Below are 21,167 nucleotides of genomic sequence, written 5' to 3'. Positions count from 1 at the left end.
CGTTTTCCCGACAGGCACCGGCGCCCCGCGCAGAAGGCCTGATCGCGCGAGCGTGATGTGCGTCAGCGCGCAACAGCCTCTCTCATCATCGCCATTTCATTCCCGGCCCAACCGCCCCAAATCCAACTCATCGGCAGCGACACACACCGCCGACACACACAACACCGCGGCTCGCAACGCACATTCAGGCCGCGTAACACACTGAAAGGACTACTGAAATGAAACTCGCTCTGACATCCGCCCTCGTGATCGCCCTGACCGCTCCGGCCTTCGCCTCCTCCCAGCTCGAGCGTCAGCTCGGCGTCGAGCCCGGCGCTTACAGCTTCTCCGAACTGGCCGCGATCAAAGGCTCCTTCGACACCGACAATGGCTACAACATCCCGCCCCGCGGCGACGTGGTCTCGACCCAGTCGGTCGGCATCTCCCCGGCCCATGCACAGCTGGCCGCGACCTTGGGCCTGGACACCAATGACTACAGCTTCGGCGAACTGGCCGCCATCAAGGGCAGCTTCGACACCGACACCGGCTATAACGTGGCCGAGCGCGGCGCAGTCGTCTCGACCCAATCCGTGGGCGTGACCGGCGCAAGCGCACAGCTCGCAGCCTCCCTCGGGCTGGACGCAAACGACTACAGCTTCGCCGAGCTGGCCGCGATCAAAGGCGCCAAGGGTTCGTCTAACGAGTAATCCTTAACATCCCCCAAACCCCGCCCGGCCTCCTCCCGCCGGGCGGGCGTTTCCCTCCCCCCAGACCCATCCCGGCGCCCGGGACCCTCCCAACCGGCCGCCCCACGCGACACCGCACCCCGTCCCCGACAGCCTCCCCCTGAAACGGACAAAATCCCAAGGTGCGTCGCGAAAGACCGGTCCCCCGAAGTCCAGGGGGCCGGTCGTTTCGCCCTCGCACCCACACGAAAAAGCCGCGCTCCGATCCCTCGGAGCGCGGCTTATCGCTTGCGCGGCGGCAAGATGATGGATCAGGCTTCGGCTTCCGCCTCGCCCTCTTCACCTTCATCGTCTTCCGCGCCATCAGAGGAGCGCAGGCCGGACGGTGCCTGGATGTTCGCAATCACGAAATCCCGGTCGATGGTCGGCTTGGCCCCGTCGGGCAGGCTGACAGAGCTGATCGTGACGGTGTCACCGATGTCGAGCCCGGTGAGGTCGACGGTGATGCTCTCGGGGATATCGCCCGCGGTCACAACCAGTTCCACTTCCGGGCGCACAACAGTCAGAACACCGCCGCGCTTGATGCCGGGGGCAGCGCCCTCGTTCACGAAATCCACAGGGATGAACAGGTTCACCTTCGAGGTCCGACGCAGACGCATCAGGTCGAGATGGGTGGGAAGGTCTTTCACCACGTCACGCTGCACACCGCGGCAGATCACGCGCACGTCTTCCTGGCCTTCAACCTGCAGGTTGAACAGGGTGGACATGAAGCGGCCCGCCTTCAGGCGGCGCAGAAGCTCGTTGAACTTGATCTGGATGGCGACAGGCTCAGCCCCGCCTCCATAGACCACGCCCGGGACATACCCGTCGCGACGCGCTTGACGGGCGGCCCCCTTGCCGGTCCCCGAACGCGGCTCGGCGACAAGATCCGGAATCTCTCCAGCCATTGCATTCTCCTAACATTGCAAAAACGGGCATCCTCCAAGGGTGTATGCCCAACAGACCGCGCTCATAGGACAATCGCGCCATGGGTGGAAGGGGGCAGAGGCAGATAAATCAGGGCAAAGCGCGGTTTTTTGGCCCATCTGACGGGTTGGCGCGGGTTCAGCCCTGAGGCGTGACCAGATGACCCGCCCCGGAGACCTGCGCATGGAGCGCGAACTCCGCCGCGCGGGCGGTTTCGAGTCGCGCCCGCAACTCCGCCGAGAGGGGCGCGGCCCGCTTTGGAGAGACGTTCCGGCGCGGCAGTTCCAGATCGCGCCCGAGGGCCGCGCTCAGCCAGTCCCGGGCCAGATCCATCTGCGCGTAATCGAACAGATGGGTGATGCCGATCCCGCCCCCGGGCTTGGCGACAAAGCGGTCCTGCGCCCCGATCCTTGCATAGGGCGGCGGGGTCTCTGTCAGGCTCGCCGCGATGAAATCGTCGAAACTGATCCCTTGGGTCGAGAGCGGTGTGCCCGCAAAAGCCGCCGTCCCGCGATAGCGATACCAGCTGCGCAGGCGCGCCACGGGCTCGCGCACCAGCGCCACCCCGTCAAAGCGACGGTCATAGCGGCGCGTCAGCATCTCCTCCCATTGGGCGGCAAAGACCTGGCGGTTCATATGGCGATGTTCCGGCGGGGCCTGCACAGCGAGCGAGGCATGGGGCAGCAGCGCGGCCTCGAGCGCCGTGCTGCCGGTTTTCGGAATGGAAAACACCACGAGCCCGTGGTTGTGAAAGACCAGCATCGCCGCCTCCGTTCCCGCGCAGAGTGCGGGGGAGCGGGGCGGAATGTCAATTCACACGCTGGCCTGCCAGCGGGTGGCAAAATCCTCGGGGATCAGCAGGTTGGACGGATCGAGATCCTCGACACTCTGGCAACCGCAGAGGCCCATGGACAGATCCAGCTCCTTGTGGATCACCTCCAGCGCCTTGGTCACGCCCGCCTCGCCCATGGCCCCGAGGCCATAGGTATAGGCGCGCCCGATCATGGTGCCCTTCGCGCCGAGTGCCACGGCCTTGAGCACGTCCTGGCCGGAACGGATCCCGCTGTCGAGATGAACCTCGATCTTGTCGCCCACCGCATCCATGATCTGCGGCAGCATCCGGATCGAGCTGAGCGCGCCGTCCAGCTGCCGCCCGCCGTGGTTCGAACAGACAATCGCATCCGCCCCCACATTCAGCGCCATTTTGGCGTCTTCGGGGTCGAGAATGCCCTTGAGGATCACGGGGCCGTCCCACCAGCTGCGGAACTGCTTGATCCGCTCCCAATCCAGCGACTGGTCAAACGCCTCGGCGGTCCAGGAGCTCAGCGAGCTCGGGTCCGTCACACCCTTGGCGTGGCCGACAATATTGCCGAAGAACCGCCGCTTGGTGCCCAGCATCTCGAGCCCCCAGGGGATCTTCGTCATCATGTTGGCAACCGAGGCCGGGGTCAGCTTGGGCGGGGCCGAGAGCCCGTTCTTCAGGTCCCGGTGACGTTGGCCCAGAAGCTGCAGATCGACTGTGATCACGAGGGCGGAGCACTTGGCCTCCTTGGCGCGATCAAAGAGCCGCTTCATGAAGTCATCATCCTTGAGGGTGTAGACCTGAAACCAGAAGGGCGCAGAGGTATGCGCGGCCACATCCTCGATCGAGCAGATCGACATGGTCGAAAGCGTATAGGGCACCCCAAATTTCTCGGCGGCCTTGGCGGCCTTGATCTCGCCATCGGCATGCTGCATCCCGGTGAGCCCCACAGGCGCGAGGGCAACGGGCATGGCGACCTCCTGCCCGACCATGGTCGTTTTTGTAGACCGGTTGTCCATATCCATGGCGATGCGCTGGCGCAGCTTGATCAGATCGAAGTCAGAGCTGTTCTCGCGGAAGGTTTGCTCGGTCCAGCTGCCGCTTTCGGCGTAATCGTAGAACATCTTGGGCACGCGCCGCTTGTAGATCTTTCGCAGATCCTCGATCTCGGTGATCACCGCCATTCATCTCTTCCCTCTGTATTGGTAAATCTTTGTTACCAATCTGGCCCGTTCAATGCAATGCGACTCTTTGGATGGACTCCCCTTTGTCCGATACAGGCGCTAGACAGGCCCGCAAGAGAGACGGAGAGCGCGATGAAACTGTTCGTGGGGCTGGGCAATCCCGGCGCGAAATATAGCGGCAACCGCCACAATATCGGCTTCATGGCGCTGGACCAGATCGCGGCGGATCACGGCTTTGCGCCCTGGCGGTCGAAGTTTCAGGGACAGCTCAGCGAGGGCAAATTCGGCTCCACCAAGGTGGTGCTGCTCAAGCCCGAGACCTTCATGAACCGCTCCGGCCAATCCGTGGGTGAGGCCATGCGGTTCTTCAAACTGGAGACCGGCGATGTCACCGTCTTTCACGACGAGCTCGACCTCGCGCCGGGCAAGTGCCGGGTGAAGACCGGCGGCGGGCATGCGGGCCATAACGGGCTGCGCTCGATCCACAGCCATATCGGTGCGGACTATCAGCGCGTCCGCCTCGGGATCGGGCATCCGGGACATAAGGACCGGGTCTCCGGCTATGTGCTGAGCGATTTCGCCAAGGCCGAGGCCGAGTGGCTCGATGACCTGTTGCGCGGGATCGGGGATGGCGCTGCAGAGCTGGCTGCGGGGGATGCGGGCAAGTTCATGAATGCGGTGGCCCTGCGCACGGCCCCGCCGCGCTCGTCGGGGAGCGGACAGGGCAAGCCCGGCGGCGGGACGGCCAAGCCCACTGCTGCCAAACCCACCGCCGCCAAACCCGCAGCAGCCGCCAAGCCCCCTGCCCCCACGCCGGAGCCCGACCCCGCGCCCGATACGCGGACGGCCCTGCAAAAGCTCGCGGACAAGTTCCGCTAGGCCGGGCCCGGCAGGCTTGCCGACCCTCGGGCGGGCGTTACACTGCGGCGACGGAGGGCGAGTGATGAATTATGAGCGTGCCGAATCGGTGAATGTCCTGGGCGGACCCTTGCAGTCTTGCTCCGAGGAGCCTCTGACCGGGTTTTTCCGCAATGGCTGTTGCGACACATCCGGAATGGATCATGGCAATCACACGGTCTGCGCCGTGATGACGGCGGAGTTCCTGGCCTTTTCGAAATATGTCGGCAATGACCTGTCGACCCCGCGGCCGGAATTCATGTTCCCGGGTCTCAAACCCGGGGACCAATGGTGTCTTTGCGCCGGACGGTTCCAGCAGGCCCATGAAGAAGGCTGCGCCCCCAAGGTCCGGCTGGAATCCACCCATGCCCGCGCGCTGGAGGCGGTGACACTGGATGTGCTGGCCGAACACGCGGTGGATTCCACGCAAAAGCCCGACGCGGAGTGACCAACGCCGGGCTTTGAAATCGCGATGCGTTTGGCTCAGAGAGCGCCGGACATATCCACGCCAAGGGCCTTGGCCACGGTGAAAATATCCTTGTCGCCCCGTCCGCACATGTTCATGCAGATCAGGTGATCCTTGGGCAGCTCCGGCGCGATCTTGGCCACATGTGCCAGCGCGTGGGACGGCTCCAGCGCGGGGATGATGCCCTCGGTCTCGCAGCTCAGCTGGAAGGCCTGCAGCGCCTCGGCATCGGTGATCGAGACATACTTCGCCCGACCGATATCATGGAGCCAAGCGTGCTCGGGCCCGATGCCCGGATAGTCGAGACCGGCCGAAATCGAGAACCCTTCGAGGATCTGGCCATCGCCATCCTGCAAAAGATATGTCCGGTTGCCATGCAGCACCCCGGGACGCCCGCCGGTCAGGGAGGCGCAATGCTCCATCTTCTCGTTGACGCCCTTGCCGCCAGCCTCGACCCCGATGATCCCCACATCCTTGTCGTCGAGGAACGGATAGAACAGCCCCATGGCGTTCGAGCCCCCGCCGATCGCCGCGATCAGGGTGTCGGGCAGACGCCCCTCGGCGGCGAGCATCTGCTCGCGGGCTTCCTTGCCAATGATCGCCTGAAAATCGCGGACCATGGCCGGATACGGGTGCGGCCCGGCCACCGTGCCGATGCAATAGAAGGTGTCGCGCACATTGGTCACCCAGTCGCGCAGCGCGTCATTCATCGCGTCCTTCAGCGTGCCGCGCCCGGAGGTCACCGGCACCACTTCGGCGCCCAGCAGCTTCATGCGGAACACGTTGGGGGCCTGACGCTCCACGTCATGGGCCCCCATATAGACCACGCATTTCAGCCCGAACTTGGCACAGACCGTGGCGGTCGCCACCCCGTGCTGGCCCGCGCCGGTCTCGGCGATGATCCGGCTCTTGCCCATGCGGCGGGCGAGGATGATCTGGCCGAGCACATTGTTGATCTTGTGCGCGCCCGTGTGATTGAGCTCGTCCCGCTTGAGGTAGATCTTCGCCCCGCCCAGACGCTCGGTCAGACGCTCGGCGTAATAGAGCGGGCTGGGGCGGCCCACATAGTGGGTCCAGAGATCATGCATCTCGTCCCAGAAGCTCTGATCGGTCTTGGCGTACTCGTATTGACGCTCCAGCTCGAGGATGAGCGGCATCAGGGTCTCGGACACGAAACGCCCGCCGAAATCGCCGAACCGGCCATTCTCATCGGGGCCGGTCATGAAGGAATTGATCAGGTCGTCAGGCATTGGTCACTCCCCTTAGGACAGCTCTCGCTTAAAGCCTATATGCGAGGGGGTAAAGCCAAGCGACACGTAAAACTGATGCGCCCCGTCCCGGGCCTTGTCCGAGGTGAGCTGCATCAGGGTTGCGCCCGCGGCCCGGGCCCGGGCCTCGGCATCCGCCATCAGGGCCTTGCCCGCCCCCTGCCCGCGCAGATCGGCCGACACACGAACCGCTTCGATCTGCGCCCGGGTGGTGCCCGCACGGGACAGGCCGTACATCACATGCATGTGGTAGGTGGCCATGACGCGCCCGTCCCGCTCCCCCACGATCAGGTGGGCATCCGGCCCGGACTGCATCCGGGCAAAAGCCGCGTCATAGGCGGCCATGTCGCCGCCCTCGCGCCCTTGGCCGCGAAAATCATCGCGCAGCAGCGCCAGAATGTCGGCGATATCCGCCTGCCTCGCCGGGCGGAAGCTCAGACCGGCGCTCATAGCTCGGGAACGGGACCCGCCTGGGCCGCGGCCACGAACCCCGCAATCCGATCAGGGTCCTTGAAGCCCGGGGCGCTCTCGACGCCGGAGCTGACATCGACCTGGGGCGCGCCGGTCAAGCGGATCGCTTCGGCCACGTTGTCAGGGGTCAGACCGCCCGCCAGCATCCAGGGCTTGCGCCAGCTGCGCCCGGCGATCAGCCGCCAGTCGAAACTCACCCCATTCCCGCCGGGCAGATCGGCGTTGCGGGGCGGCTTGGCATCCACGAGGATCTGGTCCGCCACAGCCTCGTAATCGGCCAGCGCAGGCAGATCCTCAGCATCGGCGATCCCCACGGCCTTCATCACCGGCAGGCCATAGCGGGCCCGGATCTCGGCCACGCGCGCGGGCGTCTCGCGGCCGTGAAGTTGCAGGATGTCGAGAGGTACCGTTTCGGTCAGCGCATCGAGCACCGCATCATCGGCATCGACCACCAGGGCCACTTTGGCGAGGCCCAGGGGCGCCTCAGCCGCGAGGGCGCGGGCCGCCTCCAAGGATAGGTGACGCGGAGATTTCTCGAAAAACACAAACCCCGCATAGCGCGCCCCGGCCTCGGCCACGGCGGCCAGATCCGCAGCGCTCCGCAGGCCGCAGATCTTCACCTGCACCTGTCCCGCATGGGCGCTGGACCCCGCGCCGGAGCGCGGAGAGGGATCGATCAGAACTGGCATGGGGGTCGCGCGATCAGCGCACGCTCGAGCTGTCTTCGAGCAGGGCAAGGATCTCGTCCTTGCCATCGGCCATGGCCTTCTGGTTCTTCATCAGCTCGACCTCGCGCTTGAGACGGCGCGCCTCGGTGCGCTGGCGAGAGGCCTCGTTGCGATGCTTGGTCTCGCGCAGCCATTCCCAGAAGAACCCGATCAGCAGACCCGCGGCGATACCGGCGAAGACCACGAAATAGAGCGGCATGTCGAGGGAGATGTTGAAGCCCGCAAAGGCGCCCATTTCCGGAGGCAGCAGGGTCAGGGTCACCGGCCCGTTATTGGCGAAAGCAATCGTCAGCAGGCAGATCGCCAGAACTGCAAGAAACAGGTACTTGATCAGACGCATAAGGTCAGTCTTCCTTTCCGTTCAACCGGTCGCGAAGCAGCTTACCCGTCTTGAAAAACGGCACCGACTTGGCTTCGACCGACACGGCCTCGCCGGTGCGGGGGTTGCGCCCAGTGCGCGCGTCGCGATGCTTGACCGAAAAGGCCCCGAAGCCGCGAAGCTCGACCCGATCGCCGTTCGACATGGCCTCGATGATCTCGTCGAACACGGTGTTCACGATGCGCTCGACGTCCCGCTGGTACAGATGCGGGTTCTCGTCAGCGACAATCTGAATGAGTTCCGAACGGATCATTGGCCACCCTCCCTTGCCGTGCAGCACCGGCATCCACCCCGGTCCACGAGGCCGACTATAGCTCCAAAGCGCGCTTCTGGAAAACGCTAAAGCGGGCTTACGCTCAGAGAATCCTGCGCGAAAACCGCGCATTAGGCCGACATGCCTCCTGCTGCCGCAACGAGAGCACGCCGCAGGTGCCAAGCTGCGGCGCGTTTGATTGTCCGATTCGGAGGCGCGAGTCGCGGCCCGGTTGTGACTCAGCCCCGACGCGCCCGCAGCGCAAGACCGCCCAGCCCGAGCAACAGAAGCGGCAAGCTCGCGGGCAGCGGGATCGCCGCCATGTCCTTGGCGAGAACCACCTCGAGATTGTCATACCGGACAGAAATCCCGTTGCCGCCGCTATTGCCCGAGTAGAGCCCGAAGCTGAGCTGCGCCGCGCCTTGCGAGAAATCGAGCGTCCCATCGCCCAGCAGGCGCGAGAAATTCACGGCCACCAGCCCCTGCTGCCCGCCGGTCTGCCATCCCGGCGTCGCAAAGGTCACCCCAGCGGCCGAGGCGAAATAGCTGCCGTTCTGCTCGACGACGATGCCATAGGCCTGACCCTGACCGAAGGCTTGAAAGGGATCGTAATCGACCGAATAGGACAGCGACTGCAGCCCGCCCATGGACAGGTCATAGGTCAGACCATCCACCATGAAGGCGTTCAATGTCTCGATGTTTGTCGTGGTGTCCACCGTCAGCGACGGCGCCGGGTTACCGTCTCCCGCCGCCTGAGACGCGATCTGGCCATTCACCGGCCCGGACAACCGTACGGGCGTCACATCTCCCGGCGCAAAGGTCTCTTCTGAAAGGGTGACGGTGCTGGCCTGAGCAACGCCCGCAAGGACGGCAAGAGCCAAGGACATAAAAGCGGTCCGCATGGAAAAATACCTCCAAAGTCTCAAATAATGGCAGGTAGAATGCCACGGCTTTGGCCATAGGAAAAGCGGTCGGACCCGTGCGGAAAAGGTGCGGAAACGATCCGCGAGGCTGCAGGAGGTTGCGGCCCCGCGCAGGACGGACGGGCGCACAGGCCCGTCACGCCATGGGTGTATTCAGGCGGCGCGCCATGTTTTGCGCTGCCCGCGACGGGCAAATCCCAGCGCTCCGAGCCCCCCCAAGAGCAGCAGGCTGGAGGCCGGGAGCGGCACCGCGGCCATATCCGCCGGTCCGAGAACGATGTCGAGCCGCCAATCCGCCGAGAACTGGTCCGTCGGGAAGGGCAAGCTGCCCTGCTGGATCCCGAAGGAATAGTTGCCGTTCAGAGGAACCTTGTCGAAGCTGTTGGAATAATCCGCTGTTCCGTTGCCCGTGATGCCCTGCAAGGCAAAGGCAACGCCGGCAGCATCCACGATCGTCTCGAAATTCGGCAAACCCGTGTTGGGGGTGCCGCCAAAGGACGACATGCCGTTGCTCACTGTAAAGACGATGGATTCCACCACCTGATCAGGCGCCACGAGGATCGTGAAGATATCGGCGAAGTCACCGCCGGAACAATCGGGGCCACCAAAAGGATCGCAAGGCGCGCTCAGGCTGCCGGTGACGCTATGGGCGCCGATATCCGCAAAGCTCAGCGCCGGTGCCGTGACCGGGACGCTCAGGCTCCAATCGCCATTGGTCGTGAAATCCGTGGTCTCATCGATGGTTATCGCCTGTGCGGCAGAGCCCAGCGCGATCATGCAGGAAAAGGACGCGAGGGCAGTGGTAAAGGGCTTCATTGGTTACTCCTTGAACAGTCGGACCAGCCTAGATCAGCGCGCGCCCGGTCCAAAGAAAAATCTGTACCCGCCCCGGGTTGCGAAACATTGGACGAAAAAAGGCCCCGCTGTCGCCAGCGGGGCCTTCAATTCAATCCGTCGGATCGGGTTAGTCGTCGCCCTTGAGCGCGGCACCCAGAATATCACCGAGGGACGCACCGGAATCCGAGGAGCCATACTGCTCAACGGCTTCTTTCTCTTCGGCGATCTCGCGCGCCTTGATGGACAGGCCGAGACGACGGGTCTTGCTGTCCACGTTGGTCACGCGCACATCGACCTTGTCGCCCACGCCGAAGCGCTCGGGGCGCTGCTCGGCACGGTCACGGCTGAGATCGGAGCGGCGGATGAAGGATTTCATGCCTTCGTATTCCACCTCGATGCCGCCATCCTCGATGGCGGTGACGCCAACAGTGATGATCGAGCCGCGCTTCACGCCGCCCACGGCCTCGGCGAACTTGTCACCGCCCAGAGCCTTGACCGAGAGCGAGATCCGCTCTTTGTCCACATCCACCTCGGAGACAACGGCCTGAACCATGTCGCCCTTGCGGTAGTTCTGGATGGCTTCCTCGCCGCGCTGATCCCAGCTGAGATCGGAGAGGTGGACCATGCCGTCGATGTCGTTGTCGAGACCGATGAACAGACCGAATTCGGTGATGTTCTTGACCTCGCCTTCGACCTCGGTGCCCTCGGGATGGGTCTCGGCAAAGACCTCCCACGGGTTGCGCATGGTCTGCTTGAGACCGAGCGAGACGCGACGCTTGACCGTGTCGATCTCGAGCACCATGACCTCAACCTCTTGCGAGGTGGACACGATCTTGCCCGGATGGACGTTCTTCTTGGTCCAGGACATCTCGGAGACGTGCACGAGGCCCTCGACACCCGGCTCCAGCTCCACGAAGGCACCGTAATCGGTGATGTTCGTGACGCGGCCCGTATGGGTGCTGTCGAGCGGGTACTTGCCTTCGACAAGGTTCCACGGATCGTCCTGCAGCTGCTTCATGCCGAGGCTGATACGGTGGGTTTCCTTGTTGATCTTGATGACCTGAACCTTGACCGTCTCGCCGATCGACAGGATCTCGGAGGGGTGGTTCACACGGCGCCAGGCCATGTCGGTCACGTGCAGCAGGCCGTCCACACCGCCCAGGTCGACGAATGCGCCGTACTCGGTGATGTTCTTGACCACGCCGTCCACCGCATCGCCTTCGTTCAGCTTGCCGATGACCTCGGCGCGCTGCTCGGCGCGGGACTCTTCGAGGATCGCGCGACGCGACACAACGATGTTGCCCCGGCGACGGTCCATCTTGAGGATCTGGAACGGCTGCTTCAGGCCCATAAGCGGGCCGGCGTCGCGCACGGGGCGCACGTCAACCTGGGAGCCGGGCAGGAAGGCCACGGCACCGCCGAGATCGACCGTGAAGCCGCCCTTGACGCGGCCGAAGATCGCGCCCTCGACGCGGGCATCGTCGCCATATGCTTTTTCCAGACGGTCCCAGGCTTCCTCGCGACGCGCCTTGTCGCGCGAGATAACCGCTTCGCCGCGGGCATTTTCAACGCGATCGAGGAAAACCTCGACTTCGTCACCAACAGCAATTTCGGGAGCTTCGCCGGGATTTGCGAATTCTTTGAGTTCGACGCGGCCTTCCATTTTGTAGCCGACATCGATAATGGCCTGGCCCGCTTCAATTGCGATAACCTTGCCTTTGACAACGGAACCCTCGGAGGGCGTGTCAATTTCGAAGCTTTCTTGCAGGAGGGCTTCGAATTCCTCCATAGATGCGCTTTGAGCCATGTGGTCTCGTGTTTCCTTTACATCGTGTTTTTTACGGGCCGAATGGTTGTATCCATTGGTCTTTGGGTTTGTGGCCGACGGTGCAATCCGAAAACAACAAGGGCCGCGGCTTGCGCCCGACCCTGCGGTTTTCGTCCTGCGATCTTACGCCGCCTGCTCGACAGGCGCGTCTATAGGCGGGGGCGCGCCAAGACGCAACCCCGCCCAGGCAATGCCGGTCAGATTTCCAGCGCGCTTGGGTCTGTTCCCGCCCCAACGGCTTCGCGGTACCACGTGGGCTGACGCCCGCGACCGGTCCATGTCTGCTCCGGATTGTCCGGATTGGCATATTTCGGAGCACTCTTGGAGGCTCCTTTGATCTCCGACTTGGCGCCAAAAATCTCTTCCAGCGACACGCCATGCTGCTTGGCCGTTTCTTCCAGCGCTTTGCGGGCTTGCACCACACGCTTTTTTTCAACGGCGACTTTGGCTTTCTGAACATCTTTTTCGAGCGTGTTCAGTTCATCCAGAGTCATTTTCGAAAGGTCGAACCCCATCTTCATTCCCATTCTGGTGTTGATTTCGATCAAGCTAGGGTAAAGGCATTCCAAACCGGCTGCAAGTCACCATTTCCAGCTAGGCAGGATATGGCTCAATTGGCATTCGCATATATGATTAATTCAAAGCGCTTGGGATGAATTGCAAAGCATTCATACGCGTTTCTGCCAAGGCCACGGCCTGCGCCACAGCATCCTCAATACTCAATTGCGATGTATCCAGTAAAAGCGCGTCTTCCGCCGCCCGTAATGGGGCATCGCTGCGCTGGGTATCGCGGGCATCCCGGGCGCGCAAATCCGCAAGCACTTGGGCCAAACTCAGGTCAGATCCCTTGGCCGACAGCTCTGCATGGCGCCGCTGAGCACGCACCTCGTCACTGGCGGTCACAAAGAGCTTCACAGCCGCATCCGGACAGATCACCGTGCCGATATCGCGCCCGTCGAGGATCGCGCCCCCGGCCCTCTGGGCAAAGGCCCTTTGGAAATCCAGCAGCGCGGTCCGCACCGCGGGCAGTGCCGCGACCTTGGAGGCCGCCTGCCCGACCTCGGCCGTGCGCAGATCGCCCGCCTCCAGATCCGCCGTAGTGAGTGCGCGCGCCGCTGCGGTGGCATCCGCACCGGTCAGAACCTTCTTGCCCACCGCCCGGTAGAGCAGCCCCGTATCCATATGCGGAAAGCCGAACCGCGCCGCCATGGCACGCCCGATCGTCCCCTTGCCCGCCGCGGCAGGCCCGTCAATTGCGATGGCAAAATTCATAGACGGTCCCCCACCCACGGCAGGGGATGATCCCCCTCGGATTGCGGCAGATCATCGGTGATCTCGTAATACGCGCCCTTATCCGCGCAGAAGATATGCGTCTCGAGCCGCAGGCCCGGATCGCCGTCCAGCGTCCCGGCGAAAATGGCCATCTCGTTGGAGGGCCCGTCCCAGAACAGGTTCGACCCGCAAGTCCCGCAGAACCCGCGCCGCGCCGTGTCCGACGAGGCGAACCAGCGCGGCGCGCCGGTGATCGTCACATCCCGTTTCAATGCAGAGGTGGCGGCCACGTAGTGGCCTGAGGTCCGGCGGCACTGATGGCAGTGGCACGCCACGACCGGGCGCAACGGCCCGGTGACCTCATAGCGGATCTCTCCGCAGAGGCAGCCGCCCGTCACGGTCATGACCCGGTCCGCTCCAGCGTGGCTCCCAACGCGGTCATCAGGGGCTCGAAGATCGGAAAGCTGGTGGCAATCGGGCCGCCGTCATCCACCGAGATCGGGGACTTGGCCGCCAGACCGCAGCACAGGAAACTCATGGCAATGCGGTGGTCGAGATGGCTCGCACAGGTCGCGCCGCCGGGCACCCCGCCCGGGCCCATCCCGTGCACGATGAGGACATCTTCCTCTTCCTCGATGGTCACACCGCAAGCCTCGAGCCCCCGGGCCATGGCATCGATCCGGTCGCTTTCCTTGACGCGCAGCTCCTTGACACCGCGCATCACGGTTTTGCCATGGGCATAGGCCGCGATGACGCTCAGGATGGGGTACTCGTCGATCATCGAGGGCGCCCGTTCCGGTGGCACTTCAATGCCTTGCATGCCGTCGCTAAAGCGCGCCCTGAGGTCTGCGACCGGCTCGCCGCCCTCTTCGCGCATGTTCTCGAAAACCAGATCCGCGCCCATCTCCTGCAAGGTGGTGTAGAGCCCCGCGCGGGTCGGGTTCAGCCCGATCCCCGGCACCAGCACGTCCGACCCCGGCACGATCAGGCCCACGGCCACGGGAAAGGCTGCCGAGGACGGATCCCGCGGCACAACGATGGTCTGAGGCTTCAACTCGGGCTGGCCGGTCAGGGTGATGACATTATTGCCCTCGGGCGTGGCCTCGACGCTCAGCTCGGCGCCAAAGCCGCGCAGCATCCGCTCGGAATGATCCCGGGTCGCCTCGGCCTCGATCACCACGGTCTGCCCCGGGGCGTTCAGCCCGGCCAGCAGAACGGCGGATTTTACCTGCGCCGACGGCACCGGCACGGTGTACTGCACGGGCACTGGGTCGGCGGCCCCGACCAGTGTCATGGGCAGACGCCCCTGCGCGCGGCCCACGGCTTGCGTTCCGAACAGCGCCAGCGGATCGGTGATCCGCCCCATGGGGCGCCCCCTGAGCGAGGCATCGCCGGTGAAGGTCGCGGTGATCGGCGTGGTGGCCATCGCCCCCATGATCAGCCGCACGCCGGTGCCGGAATTGCCGCAATCGATCACGTCCTCGGGCTCGGCGAACCCGCCGGTCCCGACGCCATGCACCGACCAGGCCCCGGGCCCGTGCTGCGTGACCTCCGCACCGAAGGCCCGCATGGCCTTGGCGGTGTCGAGCACGTCCTGCCCTTCGAGCAGACCGGTGATCTTGGTCTCGCCCACGGCCATCGCCCCGAGGATCAGCGAGCGGTGCGAGATGGACTTGTCACCGGGCACCTCGGCGGTCCCGGAGAGCGGGCCCGAAGGATGGGCGGTCATCGGAATGGGGTCACCGTGGGCGGACATGGTCTCTCCTGCGCGGGGTCGTCAAAGCGTGGTGCTGAGTAGACCAAGGCCGCACAGGCGTCCATGATGATTTTAATCCCCGGGCGCGCGCTCCCCCAGCCAGCGCGCGGGGTTCGTCTCGGCGATCTGGCGGAACAGCCCCTCGCCCAGCGCGTCCCTGAGCCCGAAACAAACCGCCCGTTCCGAGAGCTGCTCTTGCTTGGTCATGTAGTAATCCGACCCGAAGAGCACCTTCCCGGCGATGCGGCTGTCCTCGAGAAAGACCCGCAGAAACGGCAGGAACGCCGTGAAGTTGAACACGGTATAGGAGATATCCGTATATAGCCCCGGATACTTGCCTGACCGCAGCAGATCGAGGATTGCGGCCAGCCAGTTCTCGGTCCGCGCCTGCGGATCATGGGGGTCGATCCCCTCCTCCACATAGGCCTGCCAATCCGCGAGCCCGCCGAAATGGGCCAAATTCACCCGCAGATCCGGGAAGGCCTCGAGCACCGGGATGAAGGCGCGCGGATCCGTGAACCAATCGGCCTCCGCCGCGGACAGGTTGCGCCCCGCCACCCCGCCCCGCGCGCAATGGGACAGAACCGGCAGGTTCCGCTCCGCCAGGTAAGGATAGACCTCCTCCATCAGCTGCGGGTGATCCGGCGCGTAGCCGAGGCGCGGATAAAGCTTCAGCCCGCGAAACCCCAGATCCTCGATCGCGCGCTTGAACTCCGCCACCGCCCCCGGCTTTCCCGGCACCAGCGTGGCAAAGGGAATGACCTGCGGACCGTAGAGCGGATGCGCCGCCAGCCGGGCCAGCCCGTCATGCTGGGCGGCGATGTCCTCGCGCACGGGGCCATACCCCATCTGCGACATGTCCATGGGCAGCACCACGAAGCGCGTGTCGCCGGGATAGAAGGGCAGGATCGAGGCAAAGACCTCCTCCTGCCCGACCCCGCTGCCGGTCTCCTGAAACTTATAGAGGCGGTGGACAGTGTCTGCGCGCCGCTCCTGCCCGACCAGATCGAGCAGCACCGCGAGCCCCTTGGCGAGCGTCGGCACGGCCTTGAACGGCGTCAGCAGCGGATGGGGATACCAACGCGGCACGTGGTCGGCGGTGAAGGTGTGGATATGGCAATTCGTGATGCGCAAATGGGACATGGCGATGCGGCTCCGCTCGGGCAAAGGATCGCCGGAGAGGACGCGAAACCGGTTGAGAATTCGCAAGCACGGCGCACGGCCCGTGCGGCGGCGCGCAACGCAGGCCGGGCGCGCCTAGCGCTTGCGGAAGGTCAGGTAATGCGGGGTCCGCCCCTCGCGCAGGGCCTTCTGCTCATAGCGGGTCGAGATCCAGTCCGACCACGGGGTCCGCCAGTCCTCGGGCCCTTCGGCCAGCCAGTCAAAGCCCGCGCGCGGCACTTCTTCCAGCGCTTGCCGGACGTAATCAGGAATGTCGGTAGCAATCCGGAAAATCGCGCCCGGAGCGAGCACATGGGCCAGTGGCTCCAGATGCTCGGGCGTGACAAAGCGGCGGCGATGGTGCCGCGCCTTGGGCCAGGGATCGGGATAGAGCAGGAAGGCCCGCGAGATGCTGCCCGCAGGCAGGACATCGAAAAGGTCGCGCGCATCGCCGGGATGGACAGCGACATTGTCGAGCTTCGCGCTGCGGATCTTGCCCAGCAGCATGGCGACGCCGTTGATGTAAGGCTCTGCGCCGATGATCCCGACCTCCGGGGTCCGGGCCGCCTGATGGACCATATGCTCCCCGCCGCCGAACCCGATCTCCAGCCAGACCTCGCGCCCGCCGAACAGCGCCGCGAGATCGAGCGGGGTCCGATCCGGGTTCTCCTCCCAGTCCACCGGCCCCGGAGAGAGGGCCGCGAGGTCCTCGGCGAGATAGGTTTCCTGCGACGCGCGCAGACCCTTGCCCTTGCGGCGGCCATAGAAATTGCGCCACGGGGCGCCCTTGGGGGAGATCGGAGGCGTATCACTCATGGCGCGGGACCTCGCAAAGCCCGGGCCGCTGGTCAAGGGCGGAGAGTGCCGCAACGCGCCCAGCTTCGGGCGCCGGGGGGCCGCCCCGGAGGCCGGGGCGGCCATGGCCCGACCCTGGAAAGGGTCGGGCCACCGCTCAGCGCATCTCGCAGCGGCCTAGCGCAGATCCCGGGCAAAGATGATCTTGGCATCCCCTTCGGCCCAGAACTCCGGGATTTCGGCGACGCGCGCATAGCCCAGCGCGGCGTAGAAGGCGCGGGCCGTGGCGAAGGGATCCGTGCCCGAGGTTTCCGCAAGCAGCAGCCGCGCCTGCCCGGCCAGCGCGACCTCAAGGTCACGCACCAGCGCCCGGCCGATCCCCTGGCCCTGCAGGTCTGGCGCCACGCAAAGCGCGCGCATGTTCCAGCAGCCCTCGGTCAGGGGCTCAAGCCCGGCAAAGGCCAGCCCGACCGGGCGCCCCTCCCCGGTTGCGGTGCGCCAGACCTGCCCCTCCGCCTGGCCTTCTTCCCAGAGCGGGTGCAGGTATTCGGACGGAAAAAGTCCGGTCGCGTCCACCACTAGGGCGAGCGCGGCAAGATCCGACGCCACGGTCGGTGTGATTTGAAGTTCGGTCATCGTGACCTCCTAGCGATTGTCGAGTTGCGCACGCACGGCCTCAAGACCTGCGCGCGTGATGTGATAGGGCCGCCCCCGCACGGAACGGATCAGTCGGCGTTTCTTCAGCCGGTCAAAGATCGGCAGGCTGCAATCGGCGAGCTGGTAGCCTTCGCGGGTCATGCAGGCGACATCGCGCACCTTGCCATTCTCGGCGCGCTCGAAATGAATGGCCCCGCCTTGTGCGAGGACATGCAGGACACGCTGTTCCTGCTTGGAGATGTTCATGGGTCTTCTCGGAATTTAGGCAAAGACAGGCCTGACGGCTGGCGTCACGCGGCAGCCGGTCGGACGATCATGAGCGCACCTTCGGAAAGGGGCTCAGTCGCGGATGACAGTCTCTTGCATAAATAGCTCCGTTGCCGGGCCATTGCCCGGTGGGACCTCATCGCCGAAACATGTTGTTTGTGTCAAGACCTCCGCGTTTCCCCTAGGACAGCAAGGCAAGCCCCGCCAAACCTGTCGACATCAAAAGAGCGAGCAGGAACGGGATACGCGCAACCGCAAAGAACGGCCATTTGAACGAGAGCTTATCGAACACAGGCGCGACGACCAGAAAGAGCCCAGCGCCCCCCGCCCCCCATCGCGCCATCCAGCGTGGCGCGCGCCTCAGCCGAGAACCCAATGCCCTCCACCTGGCTTTCCGAGGCCAGCATCTGGATCCCAATCAGCAGACCACACGCTACCACGCGCAACGGCAGCTTTATGGCCAGACGTTTTTTCCCAGAAGGTTAGGGGTTCGAAAGAGACGAGGGTCCGCTGACCCCGTCCCGACAAGGCCACCACGCCACACTCCTTTTTACGATACGATGGCGCCCCGCCCAGCAGCACGCGACCAACACACACTTAAAACCACTGCCCCGGCTCGATCAGCCCGAGATCGAGCAATTGGCGGCTCTTCCATTCGAACCACACCGAATTCTGCCACCAGAAGGTCGGGATCTCATGTCGGCTGCCCGGATTGGCCTTGAGCGCCTTGGCCGCCCGGAACGAGCAGACCGCCGCGGTCAGGTTGTTGTGCCATTGGCAGGACACCGTGTTGTATTCCGGGTCCGAAAACATGTGATCAGGCCGCAGGGTCAGCCCCCGCTTGCCGCGAAAGAGCGCCACCCGGTCGATCCGGCGGCGGTCGGCGGGGACATGCTCCTCGAACCGCCAGCGCAACCCGCCATGGAAATCATATTGCCGCTCGGCCCGCGCCCCGTCCGGGCCAAACCGCTCCAACGCGTAATAGCCCGAGCGGTCCATGTAGCAGTTCTGGCGGCACACCCCCGAGGGCGCCTTGGCCAGATCCCCGGCATAGAGGTCGATCACATAGGTGAGCATGGCATCGCGCCGCTCCTCACTGTGAAAGGCCAGCATCTCGCCAATGCTGCGGGTCTCGGAATAGGGAAAGAACAGGTATTCGGCGTTGTAGCCGTAATAGAACCACGTCCCCGGTGCCGCGCGGGCAAAGGCGCTGACGGCCTCGGCCACGCTGGCCGCGTCGAACCGGTCCCAGCGCACGGGATGCACCCGCCCCGGCAGGTCCAGCGGCAGCGGCGTCGCCTCCGCCACCAGCAGCACCAGCGCCCGGAACCCCAGATCCAGATGATGCGCGAGGGTCGAGGCGAGTTCCACATCGTCCTCGGCAAAGATCAGCGCGACCGGCCCCCGCGTCAGCACCTCGCCGCGCGTGGCCAGAAACCGCCCCAGATCCGGGGCAGCGGCGCGCGCCACGGGCGCAGTCAGGTCGATCGGGTCCATCTTCATGGTCGGATCTCACACAGGATCAGGCGGTGCGGGCCCATCCCGCAGGATGTTCCCCCGGCCCCGCGATTGCAAGGTCTGTGCCCTTTGTGTATGCGAAGCTTCGTAACTCTTCCCTTAAAGCACTGAGACCCGCGCCATGGCCGATCCCAAGAAGCTTTTCATAAAGACCTATGGCTGTCAGATGAACGTCTATGACAGCGAACGGATGGCCGAGACGCTGGGCGGCGAAGGGTATGTGCAGACCGACCGCGCCGAAGATGCGGACATGATCCTGCTGAACACCTGCCACATTCGCGAGAAGGCCGCCGAGAAGGTCTATTCCGAGCTGGGCCGGTTCAAGCCGCTGAAAACCGCCAAGCCCGACCTCAAGATCGGGGTCGCGGGCTGTGTGGCCCAGGCCGAGGGCGCAGAGATCATGCGCCGCCAGCCCATGGTGGATCTGGTGGTCGGCCCCCAGGCCTATCACCGCCTGCCGGACCTGACTGCGAAGGCCGGGACCGGGGCCAAGGCACTCGACACCGACTTCCCCGAGGAAGACAAGTTCGACCATCTCAAGGCGCGCCCCAAGGCGAAGCGCGGCCCGACCGCGTTCCTGACCGTGCAGGAGGGCTGCGACAAGTTCTGTGCCTTCTGCGTAGTGCCCTATACCCGGGGCGCCGAGGTCAGCCGCCCGGCCGCGCGCGTTCTGACCGAGGCCCGCGATCTGGTGGAGCGTGGGGTGCGCGAAATCACCCTGCTGGGCCAGAACGTCAACGCCTATCACGGCCATGCCAAGGGGCTTGCCGGGCTGATTTGGGATCTGGCCGAGATCGACGGGCTGGAGCGGATCCGCTTCACCACCTCGCACCCCAATGACATGGATGACGCGCTGATCGCCGCCCATGGCGAATGCGCCAAGCTGATGCCCTATCTCCACCTGCCGGTGCAGTCGGGCAGCGACCGGATCCTCAAGGCGATGAACCGCAAGCACAGCGCCGAGAGCTACCTGCGCCTGATCGAGCGGATCCGCGCGGCACGGCCCGACATCCTGCTCTCGGGGGATTTCATCGTGGGCTTCCCCGGGGAGACCGATCAGGACTTCGCCGATACCATGGCGCTGGTCGAGGCCGTGCAATACGGGCAGGCCTATTCGTTCAAATACTCGGCCCGCCCGGGCACTCCGGCAGCCGAGAAAGAGGACGTCCCCGCCGAGATCGCAGATGCCCGCCTGCAGGAGCTCCAAGCCCTGCTCACCCGCCAGCAGCGCGCCATTCAGGACGCCAAGGTCGGCACCGAGGCGCAGGTGCTGTTTGAAAAGCCCGGCCGCCTGCCCGGCCAGATGGTCGGCAAATCCGAGCATCTCCATGCGGTGCATGTGGAGGCCCCCAACGCAGCGCGCGGCGATCTGGTCCGCGTCCGCATCGAGGAAAGCGCCGCGAACTCCCTGCGCGGCAAGCTGATCCACGCGGCCTGACCCGAGCGCAGCACCCCGCACGCCCATCAAAAAAGGGACGCAGCCCGAAACTGCGTCCTCAAGGTGTCGCGAGGGAACGTCGCGCTAAGCTTCTGGGGTCAAATGACTTGGGTCAGAAATTCGCGGCCACGCTGACGGAGATGTTCCGCCCCCGTGCATAGTCGGTCAGCTCGCAGATCAACGCGAGCTTGGACGCGAAGGCCTCGTTCTTGACCTCATCGCTGCTGTCAAAGCGCGAATTGTTCGAGGCCGGTGACAAGGTCTCCCATTCATAGCGGATCCCTGGAATGATCGTGAGACCAAAGGAGGTTTCGATCTCAGCCTGGACGAACATCGCGATGTTCTCGTCGATGCCGCCCGGCTGAAAGGCGATGAACCCGTCGGGGTCTGCGACCGGCACACCGGGTGCAAAGAACAGCGTCTGACTGGTCGTGCTTCCGCAGCTCTGCCACCGCGGGCTCTTCGGGTTGCGAGAACACCAGAGGCTCTTCGGCAGATTGCGCGAAGGCTGCAGAGGCGAGGCACAAGGGGGCGGTGGAACATAAGAGACGACGCAGTTTCGTCATGGAAAACCTCGCTAAGTCAGGGGACCTGCTGGCTATCCAAACGAGAGAGCTTGCAATGATGGGTATTTTC

Annotated in this window: 26 protein-coding genes; 5 read left to right on the top strand and 21 right to left on the bottom strand. The window is 64.6% G+C overall.

Going from position 1 to position 21,167, the window contains the following annotated elements:
- Nucleotides 1-218: 218 nt before the first annotated feature.
- Nucleotides 219-686 carry a hypothetical protein gene (locus tag ACP15I_RS13015; RefSeq protein WP_424974124.1) on the top strand — a complete coding sequence of 156 codons (468 nt, stop codon included), beginning with the start codon at nucleotides 219-221 and terminating at the stop codon, nucleotides 684-686.
- A gap of 290 nt (nucleotides 687-976) precedes the next feature.
- Here the strand turns inward: ACP15I_RS13015 and ACP15I_RS13010 are convergent, their stop codons facing one another.
- The 3 genes from ACP15I_RS13010 to ACP15I_RS13000 all read right to left on the bottom strand — a co-directional run bounded on the left by ACP15I_RS13010 (nucleotide 977) and on the right by ACP15I_RS13000 (nucleotide 3,617).
- On the bottom strand, nucleotides 977-1,612 hold the full coding sequence (locus ACP15I_RS13010) for a 50S ribosomal protein L25/general stress protein Ctc (RefSeq protein ID WP_424968548.1): 636 nt from the start codon (nucleotides 1,610-1,612) through the stop codon (nucleotides 977-979).
- A gap of 157 nt (nucleotides 1,613-1,769) precedes the next feature.
- The gene (locus ACP15I_RS13005; RefSeq protein ID WP_424975422.1) at nucleotides 1,770-2,393 is read right to left on the bottom strand and encodes a sulfotransferase family 2 domain-containing protein; all 624 of its coding nucleotides are present in this window, start codon (nucleotides 2,391-2,393) and stop codon (nucleotides 1,770-1,772) included.
- A gap of 51 nt (nucleotides 2,394-2,444) precedes the next feature.
- A complete protein-coding gene (locus ACP15I_RS13000) occupies nucleotides 2,445-3,617 on the bottom strand; it encodes an alpha-hydroxy acid oxidase (RefSeq protein WP_424975421.1) in 1,173 nt (390 codons plus the stop codon).
- 132 nt (nucleotides 3,618-3,749) lie between these two features.
- On the opposite strand from ACP15I_RS13000, the gene pth reads away from it, so the two are divergent.
- Both pth and ACP15I_RS12990 read left to right on the top strand, forming a co-directional pair.
- A complete protein-coding gene (gene pth, locus ACP15I_RS12995) occupies nucleotides 3,750-4,496 on the top strand; it encodes an aminoacyl-tRNA hydrolase (protein ID WP_424975420.1) in 747 nt (248 codons plus the stop codon).
- 64 nt (nucleotides 4,497-4,560) lie between these two features.
- Entirely contained in the window at nucleotides 4,561-4,962 is a 402-nt protein-coding gene (locus ACP15I_RS12990; RefSeq protein ID WP_424968544.1) for a DUF2237 family protein, read from the top strand.
- A gap of 35 nt (nucleotides 4,963-4,997) precedes the next feature.
- On the opposite strand, the gene trpB is transcribed toward ACP15I_RS12990, so the two are convergent.
- The 14 genes from trpB to trmB all read right to left on the bottom strand — a co-directional run bounded on the left by trpB (nucleotide 4,998) and on the right by trmB (nucleotide 16,672).
- On the bottom strand, nucleotides 4,998-6,230 hold the full coding sequence (gene trpB / locus ACP15I_RS12985) for a tryptophan synthase subunit beta (protein ID WP_424968543.1): 1,233 nt from the start codon (nucleotides 6,228-6,230) through the stop codon (nucleotides 4,998-5,000).
- 12 nt (nucleotides 6,231-6,242) lie between these two features.
- Entirely contained in the window at nucleotides 6,243-6,698 is a 456-nt protein-coding gene (locus ACP15I_RS12980; protein WP_424975419.1) for a GNAT family N-acetyltransferase, read from the bottom strand.
- Complete coding sequence (locus ACP15I_RS12975; RefSeq protein ID WP_424975418.1) at nucleotides 6,695-7,408, bottom strand: phosphoribosylanthranilate isomerase; 714 nt, start codon at nucleotides 7,406-7,408, stop codon at nucleotides 6,695-6,697. The genes ACP15I_RS12980 and ACP15I_RS12975 overlap by 4 nt, the downstream gene beginning before the upstream one ends.
- A 13-nt stretch (nucleotides 7,409-7,421) precedes the next feature.
- Nucleotides 7,422-7,787, bottom strand: a complete 366-nt coding sequence (locus tag ACP15I_RS12970; RefSeq protein WP_424968540.1) for a lipopolysaccharide assembly protein LapA domain-containing protein — start codon at nucleotides 7,785-7,787, stop codon at nucleotides 7,422-7,424.
- Nucleotides 7,788-7,791: 4 nt separating this feature from the next.
- A complete protein-coding gene (gene ihfB, locus ACP15I_RS12965; protein WP_424968539.1) occupies nucleotides 7,792-8,079 on the bottom strand; it encodes an integration host factor subunit beta in 288 nt (95 codons plus the stop codon).
- 239 nt (nucleotides 8,080-8,318) lie between these two features.
- The gene (locus ACP15I_RS12960; protein ID WP_424975417.1) at nucleotides 8,319-8,966 is read right to left on the bottom strand and encodes a hypothetical protein; all 648 of its coding nucleotides are present in this window, start codon (nucleotides 8,964-8,966) and stop codon (nucleotides 8,319-8,321) included.
- 189 nt (nucleotides 8,967-9,155) lie between these two features.
- Nucleotides 9,156-9,818 carry a VPLPA-CTERM sorting domain-containing protein gene (locus tag ACP15I_RS12955; RefSeq protein WP_424975416.1) on the bottom strand — a complete coding sequence of 221 codons (663 nt, stop codon included), beginning with the start codon at nucleotides 9,816-9,818 and terminating at the stop codon, nucleotides 9,156-9,158.
- A 148-nt stretch (nucleotides 9,819-9,966) separates the two neighbouring features.
- Complete coding sequence (rpsA, locus tag ACP15I_RS12950; protein ID WP_424975432.1) at nucleotides 9,967-11,733, bottom strand: 30S ribosomal protein S1; 1,767 nt, start codon at nucleotides 11,731-11,733, stop codon at nucleotides 9,967-9,969.
- Nucleotides 11,734-11,864: 131 nt separating this feature from the next.
- Complete coding sequence (locus ACP15I_RS12945; RefSeq protein WP_424975415.1) at nucleotides 11,865-12,215, bottom strand: H-NS family nucleoid-associated regulatory protein; 351 nt, start codon at nucleotides 12,213-12,215, stop codon at nucleotides 11,865-11,867.
- A gap of 85 nt (nucleotides 12,216-12,300) precedes the next feature.
- The gene (locus ACP15I_RS12940; protein WP_424975414.1) at nucleotides 12,301-12,939 is read right to left on the bottom strand and encodes a (d)CMP kinase; all 639 of its coding nucleotides are present in this window, start codon (nucleotides 12,937-12,939) and stop codon (nucleotides 12,301-12,303) included.
- Entirely contained in the window at nucleotides 12,936-13,343 is a 408-nt protein-coding gene (locus ACP15I_RS12935; RefSeq protein ID WP_424975413.1) for a GFA family protein, read from the bottom strand. The genes ACP15I_RS12940 and ACP15I_RS12935 overlap by 4 nt, the downstream gene beginning before the upstream one ends.
- Nucleotides 13,340-14,695, bottom strand: coding sequence for a 3-phosphoshikimate 1-carboxyvinyltransferase (aroA, locus tag ACP15I_RS12930; RefSeq protein WP_424975412.1), 1,356 nt, complete (start codon nucleotides 14,693-14,695; stop codon nucleotides 13,340-13,342). Before aroA ends, ACP15I_RS12935 begins: the two co-directional genes overlap by 4 nt.
- Nucleotides 14,696-14,767: 72 nt before the next feature.
- The gene (locus tag ACP15I_RS12925; protein ID WP_424975411.1) at nucleotides 14,768-15,838 is read right to left on the bottom strand and encodes an amidohydrolase family protein; all 1,071 of its coding nucleotides are present in this window, start codon (nucleotides 15,836-15,838) and stop codon (nucleotides 14,768-14,770) included.
- Between the two features lie 114 nt (nucleotides 15,839-15,952).
- The gene (trmB, locus tag ACP15I_RS12920; protein ID WP_424975410.1) at nucleotides 15,953-16,672 is read right to left on the bottom strand and encodes a tRNA (guanine(46)-N(7))-methyltransferase TrmB; all 720 of its coding nucleotides are present in this window, start codon (nucleotides 16,670-16,672) and stop codon (nucleotides 15,953-15,955) included.
- On the opposite strand from trmB, the gene ACP15I_RS12915 reads away from it, so the two are divergent.
- Entirely contained in the window at nucleotides 16,671-16,832 is a 162-nt protein-coding gene (locus ACP15I_RS12915; protein ID WP_424975409.1) for a hypothetical protein, read from the top strand. The two genes, trmB and ACP15I_RS12915, sit on opposite strands and share 2 nt — an antisense overlap.
- On the opposite strand, the gene ACP15I_RS12910 is transcribed toward ACP15I_RS12915, so the two are convergent.
- The 3 genes from ACP15I_RS12910 to ACP15I_RS12900 form a co-directional block, all read right to left on the bottom strand.
- Entirely contained in the window at nucleotides 16,829-17,287 is a 459-nt protein-coding gene (locus ACP15I_RS12910) for a GNAT family N-acetyltransferase (RefSeq protein ID WP_424975408.1), read from the bottom strand. The genes ACP15I_RS12915 and ACP15I_RS12910 overlap by 4 nt on opposite strands.
- Before the next feature lie 9 nt (nucleotides 17,288-17,296).
- Nucleotides 17,297-17,554: a YjhX family toxin gene (locus tag ACP15I_RS12905; RefSeq protein WP_424968529.1), complete on the bottom strand. Its 258-nt coding sequence runs from the start codon at nucleotides 17,552-17,554 to the stop codon at nucleotides 17,297-17,299.
- 618 nt (nucleotides 17,555-18,172) lie between these two features.
- Nucleotides 18,173-19,072, bottom strand: coding sequence for a hypothetical protein (locus tag ACP15I_RS12900; protein WP_424975431.1), 900 nt, complete (start codon nucleotides 19,070-19,072; stop codon nucleotides 18,173-18,175).
- 142 nt (nucleotides 19,073-19,214) lie between these two features.
- On the opposite strand from ACP15I_RS12900, the gene miaB reads away from it, so the two are divergent.
- Nucleotides 19,215-20,531 (top strand): tRNA (N6-isopentenyl adenosine(37)-C2)-methylthiotransferase MiaB, encoded by a 1,317-nt coding sequence (gene miaB / locus ACP15I_RS12895; protein WP_424975407.1) that lies wholly within the window; start codon nucleotides 19,215-19,217, stop codon nucleotides 20,529-20,531.
- 112 nt (nucleotides 20,532-20,643) lie between these two features.
- Here miaB and ACP15I_RS12890 read toward each other — a convergent pair whose 3' ends face one another.
- The gene (locus ACP15I_RS12890) at nucleotides 20,644-20,931 is read right to left on the bottom strand and encodes a hypothetical protein (protein WP_424975406.1); all 288 of its coding nucleotides are present in this window, start codon (nucleotides 20,929-20,931) and stop codon (nucleotides 20,644-20,646) included.
- Nucleotides 20,932-21,167 lie beyond the last annotated feature (236 nt).

The organism is Dinoroseobacter sp. S124A (genome assembly GCF_049801015.1).
Classification (GTDB): Bacteria; Pseudomonadota; Alphaproteobacteria; order Rhodobacterales; family Rhodobacteraceae; genus Dinoroseobacter.
This window is presented reverse-complemented; position numbering and strand designations above follow the sequence as displayed.

Bases quoted from the DNA above. Each gene is read 5' to 3' on its own strand.
- ACP15I_RS12915 (WP_424975409.1), top strand. From the start codon at position 16,671: ATGGCGCGGGACCTCGCAAAGCCCGGGCCGCTGGTCAAGGGCGGAGAG.
- ACP15I_RS12905 (WP_424968529.1), bottom strand. From the start codon at position 17,554: ATGAACATCTCCAAGCAGGAACAGCGTGTCCTGCATGTCCTCGCACAA.
- miaB (WP_424975407.1), top strand. From the start codon at position 19,215: ATGGCCGATCCCAAGAAGCTTTTCATAAAGACCTATGGCTGTCAGATG.
- ACP15I_RS13000 (WP_424975421.1), bottom strand. From the start codon at position 3,617: ATGGCGGTGATCACCGAGATCGAGGATCTGCGAAAGATCTACAAGCGG.
- ACP15I_RS12935 (WP_424975413.1), bottom strand. From the start codon at position 13,343: ATGACCGTGACGGGCGGCTGCCTCTGCGGAGAGATCCGCTATGAGGTC.
- ACP15I_RS12970 (WP_424968540.1), bottom strand. From the start codon at position 7,787: ATGCGTCTGATCAAGTACCTGTTTCTTGCAGTTCTGGCGATCTGCCTG.
- trmB (WP_424975410.1), bottom strand. From the start codon at position 16,672: ATGAGTGATACGCCTCCGATCTCCCCCAAGGGCGCCCCGTGGCGCAAT.
- ACP15I_RS12990 (WP_424968544.1), top strand. From the start codon at position 4,561: ATGAATTATGAGCGTGCCGAATCGGTGAATGTCCTGGGCGGACCCTTG.
- trpB (WP_424968543.1), bottom strand. From the start codon at position 6,230: ATGCCTGACGACCTGATCAATTCCTTCATGACCGGCCCCGATGAGAAT.
- ACP15I_RS12975 (WP_424975418.1), bottom strand. From the start codon at position 7,408: ATGCCAGTTCTGATCGATCCCTCTCCGCGCTCCGGCGCGGGGTCCAGC.
- ACP15I_RS12940 (WP_424975414.1), bottom strand. From the start codon at position 12,939: ATGAATTTTGCCATCGCAATTGACGGGCCTGCCGCGGCGGGCAAGGGG.
- ACP15I_RS13010 (WP_424968548.1), bottom strand. From the start codon at position 1,612: ATGGCTGGAGAGATTCCGGATCTTGTCGCCGAGCCGCGTTCGGGGACC.
- ihfB (WP_424968539.1), bottom strand. From the start codon at position 8,079: ATGATCCGTTCGGAACTCATTCAGATTGTCGCTGACGAGAACCCGCAT.
- ACP15I_RS12960 (WP_424975417.1), bottom strand. From the start codon at position 8,966: ATGTCCTTGGCTCTTGCCGTCCTTGCGGGCGTTGCTCAGGCCAGCACC.
- ACP15I_RS12925 (WP_424975411.1), bottom strand. From the start codon at position 15,838: ATGTCCCATTTGCGCATCACGAATTGCCATATCCACACCTTCACCGCC.
- ACP15I_RS12910 (WP_424975408.1), bottom strand. From the start codon at position 17,287: ATGACCGAACTTCAAATCACACCGACCGTGGCGTCGGATCTTGCCGCG.
- ACP15I_RS12955 (WP_424975416.1), bottom strand. From the start codon at position 9,818: ATGAAGCCCTTTACCACTGCCCTCGCGTCCTTTTCCTGCATGATCGCG.
- ACP15I_RS13015 (WP_424974124.1), top strand. From the start codon at position 219: ATGAAACTCGCTCTGACATCCGCCCTCGTGATCGCCCTGACCGCTCCG.
- pth (WP_424975420.1), top strand. From the start codon at position 3,750: ATGAAACTGTTCGTGGGGCTGGGCAATCCCGGCGCGAAATATAGCGGC.
- ACP15I_RS12900 (WP_424975431.1), bottom strand. From the start codon at position 19,072: ATGGACCCGATCGACCTGACTGCGCCCGTGGCGCGCGCCGCTGCCCCG.
- ACP15I_RS13005 (WP_424975422.1), bottom strand. From the start codon at position 2,393: ATGCTGGTCTTTCACAACCACGGGCTCGTGGTGTTTTCCATTCCGAAA.
- ACP15I_RS12980 (WP_424975419.1), bottom strand. From the start codon at position 6,698: ATGAGCGCCGGTCTGAGCTTCCGCCCGGCGAGGCAGGCGGATATCGCC.
- aroA (WP_424975412.1), bottom strand. From the start codon at position 14,695: ATGTCCGCCCACGGTGACCCCATTCCGATGACCGCCCATCCTTCGGGC.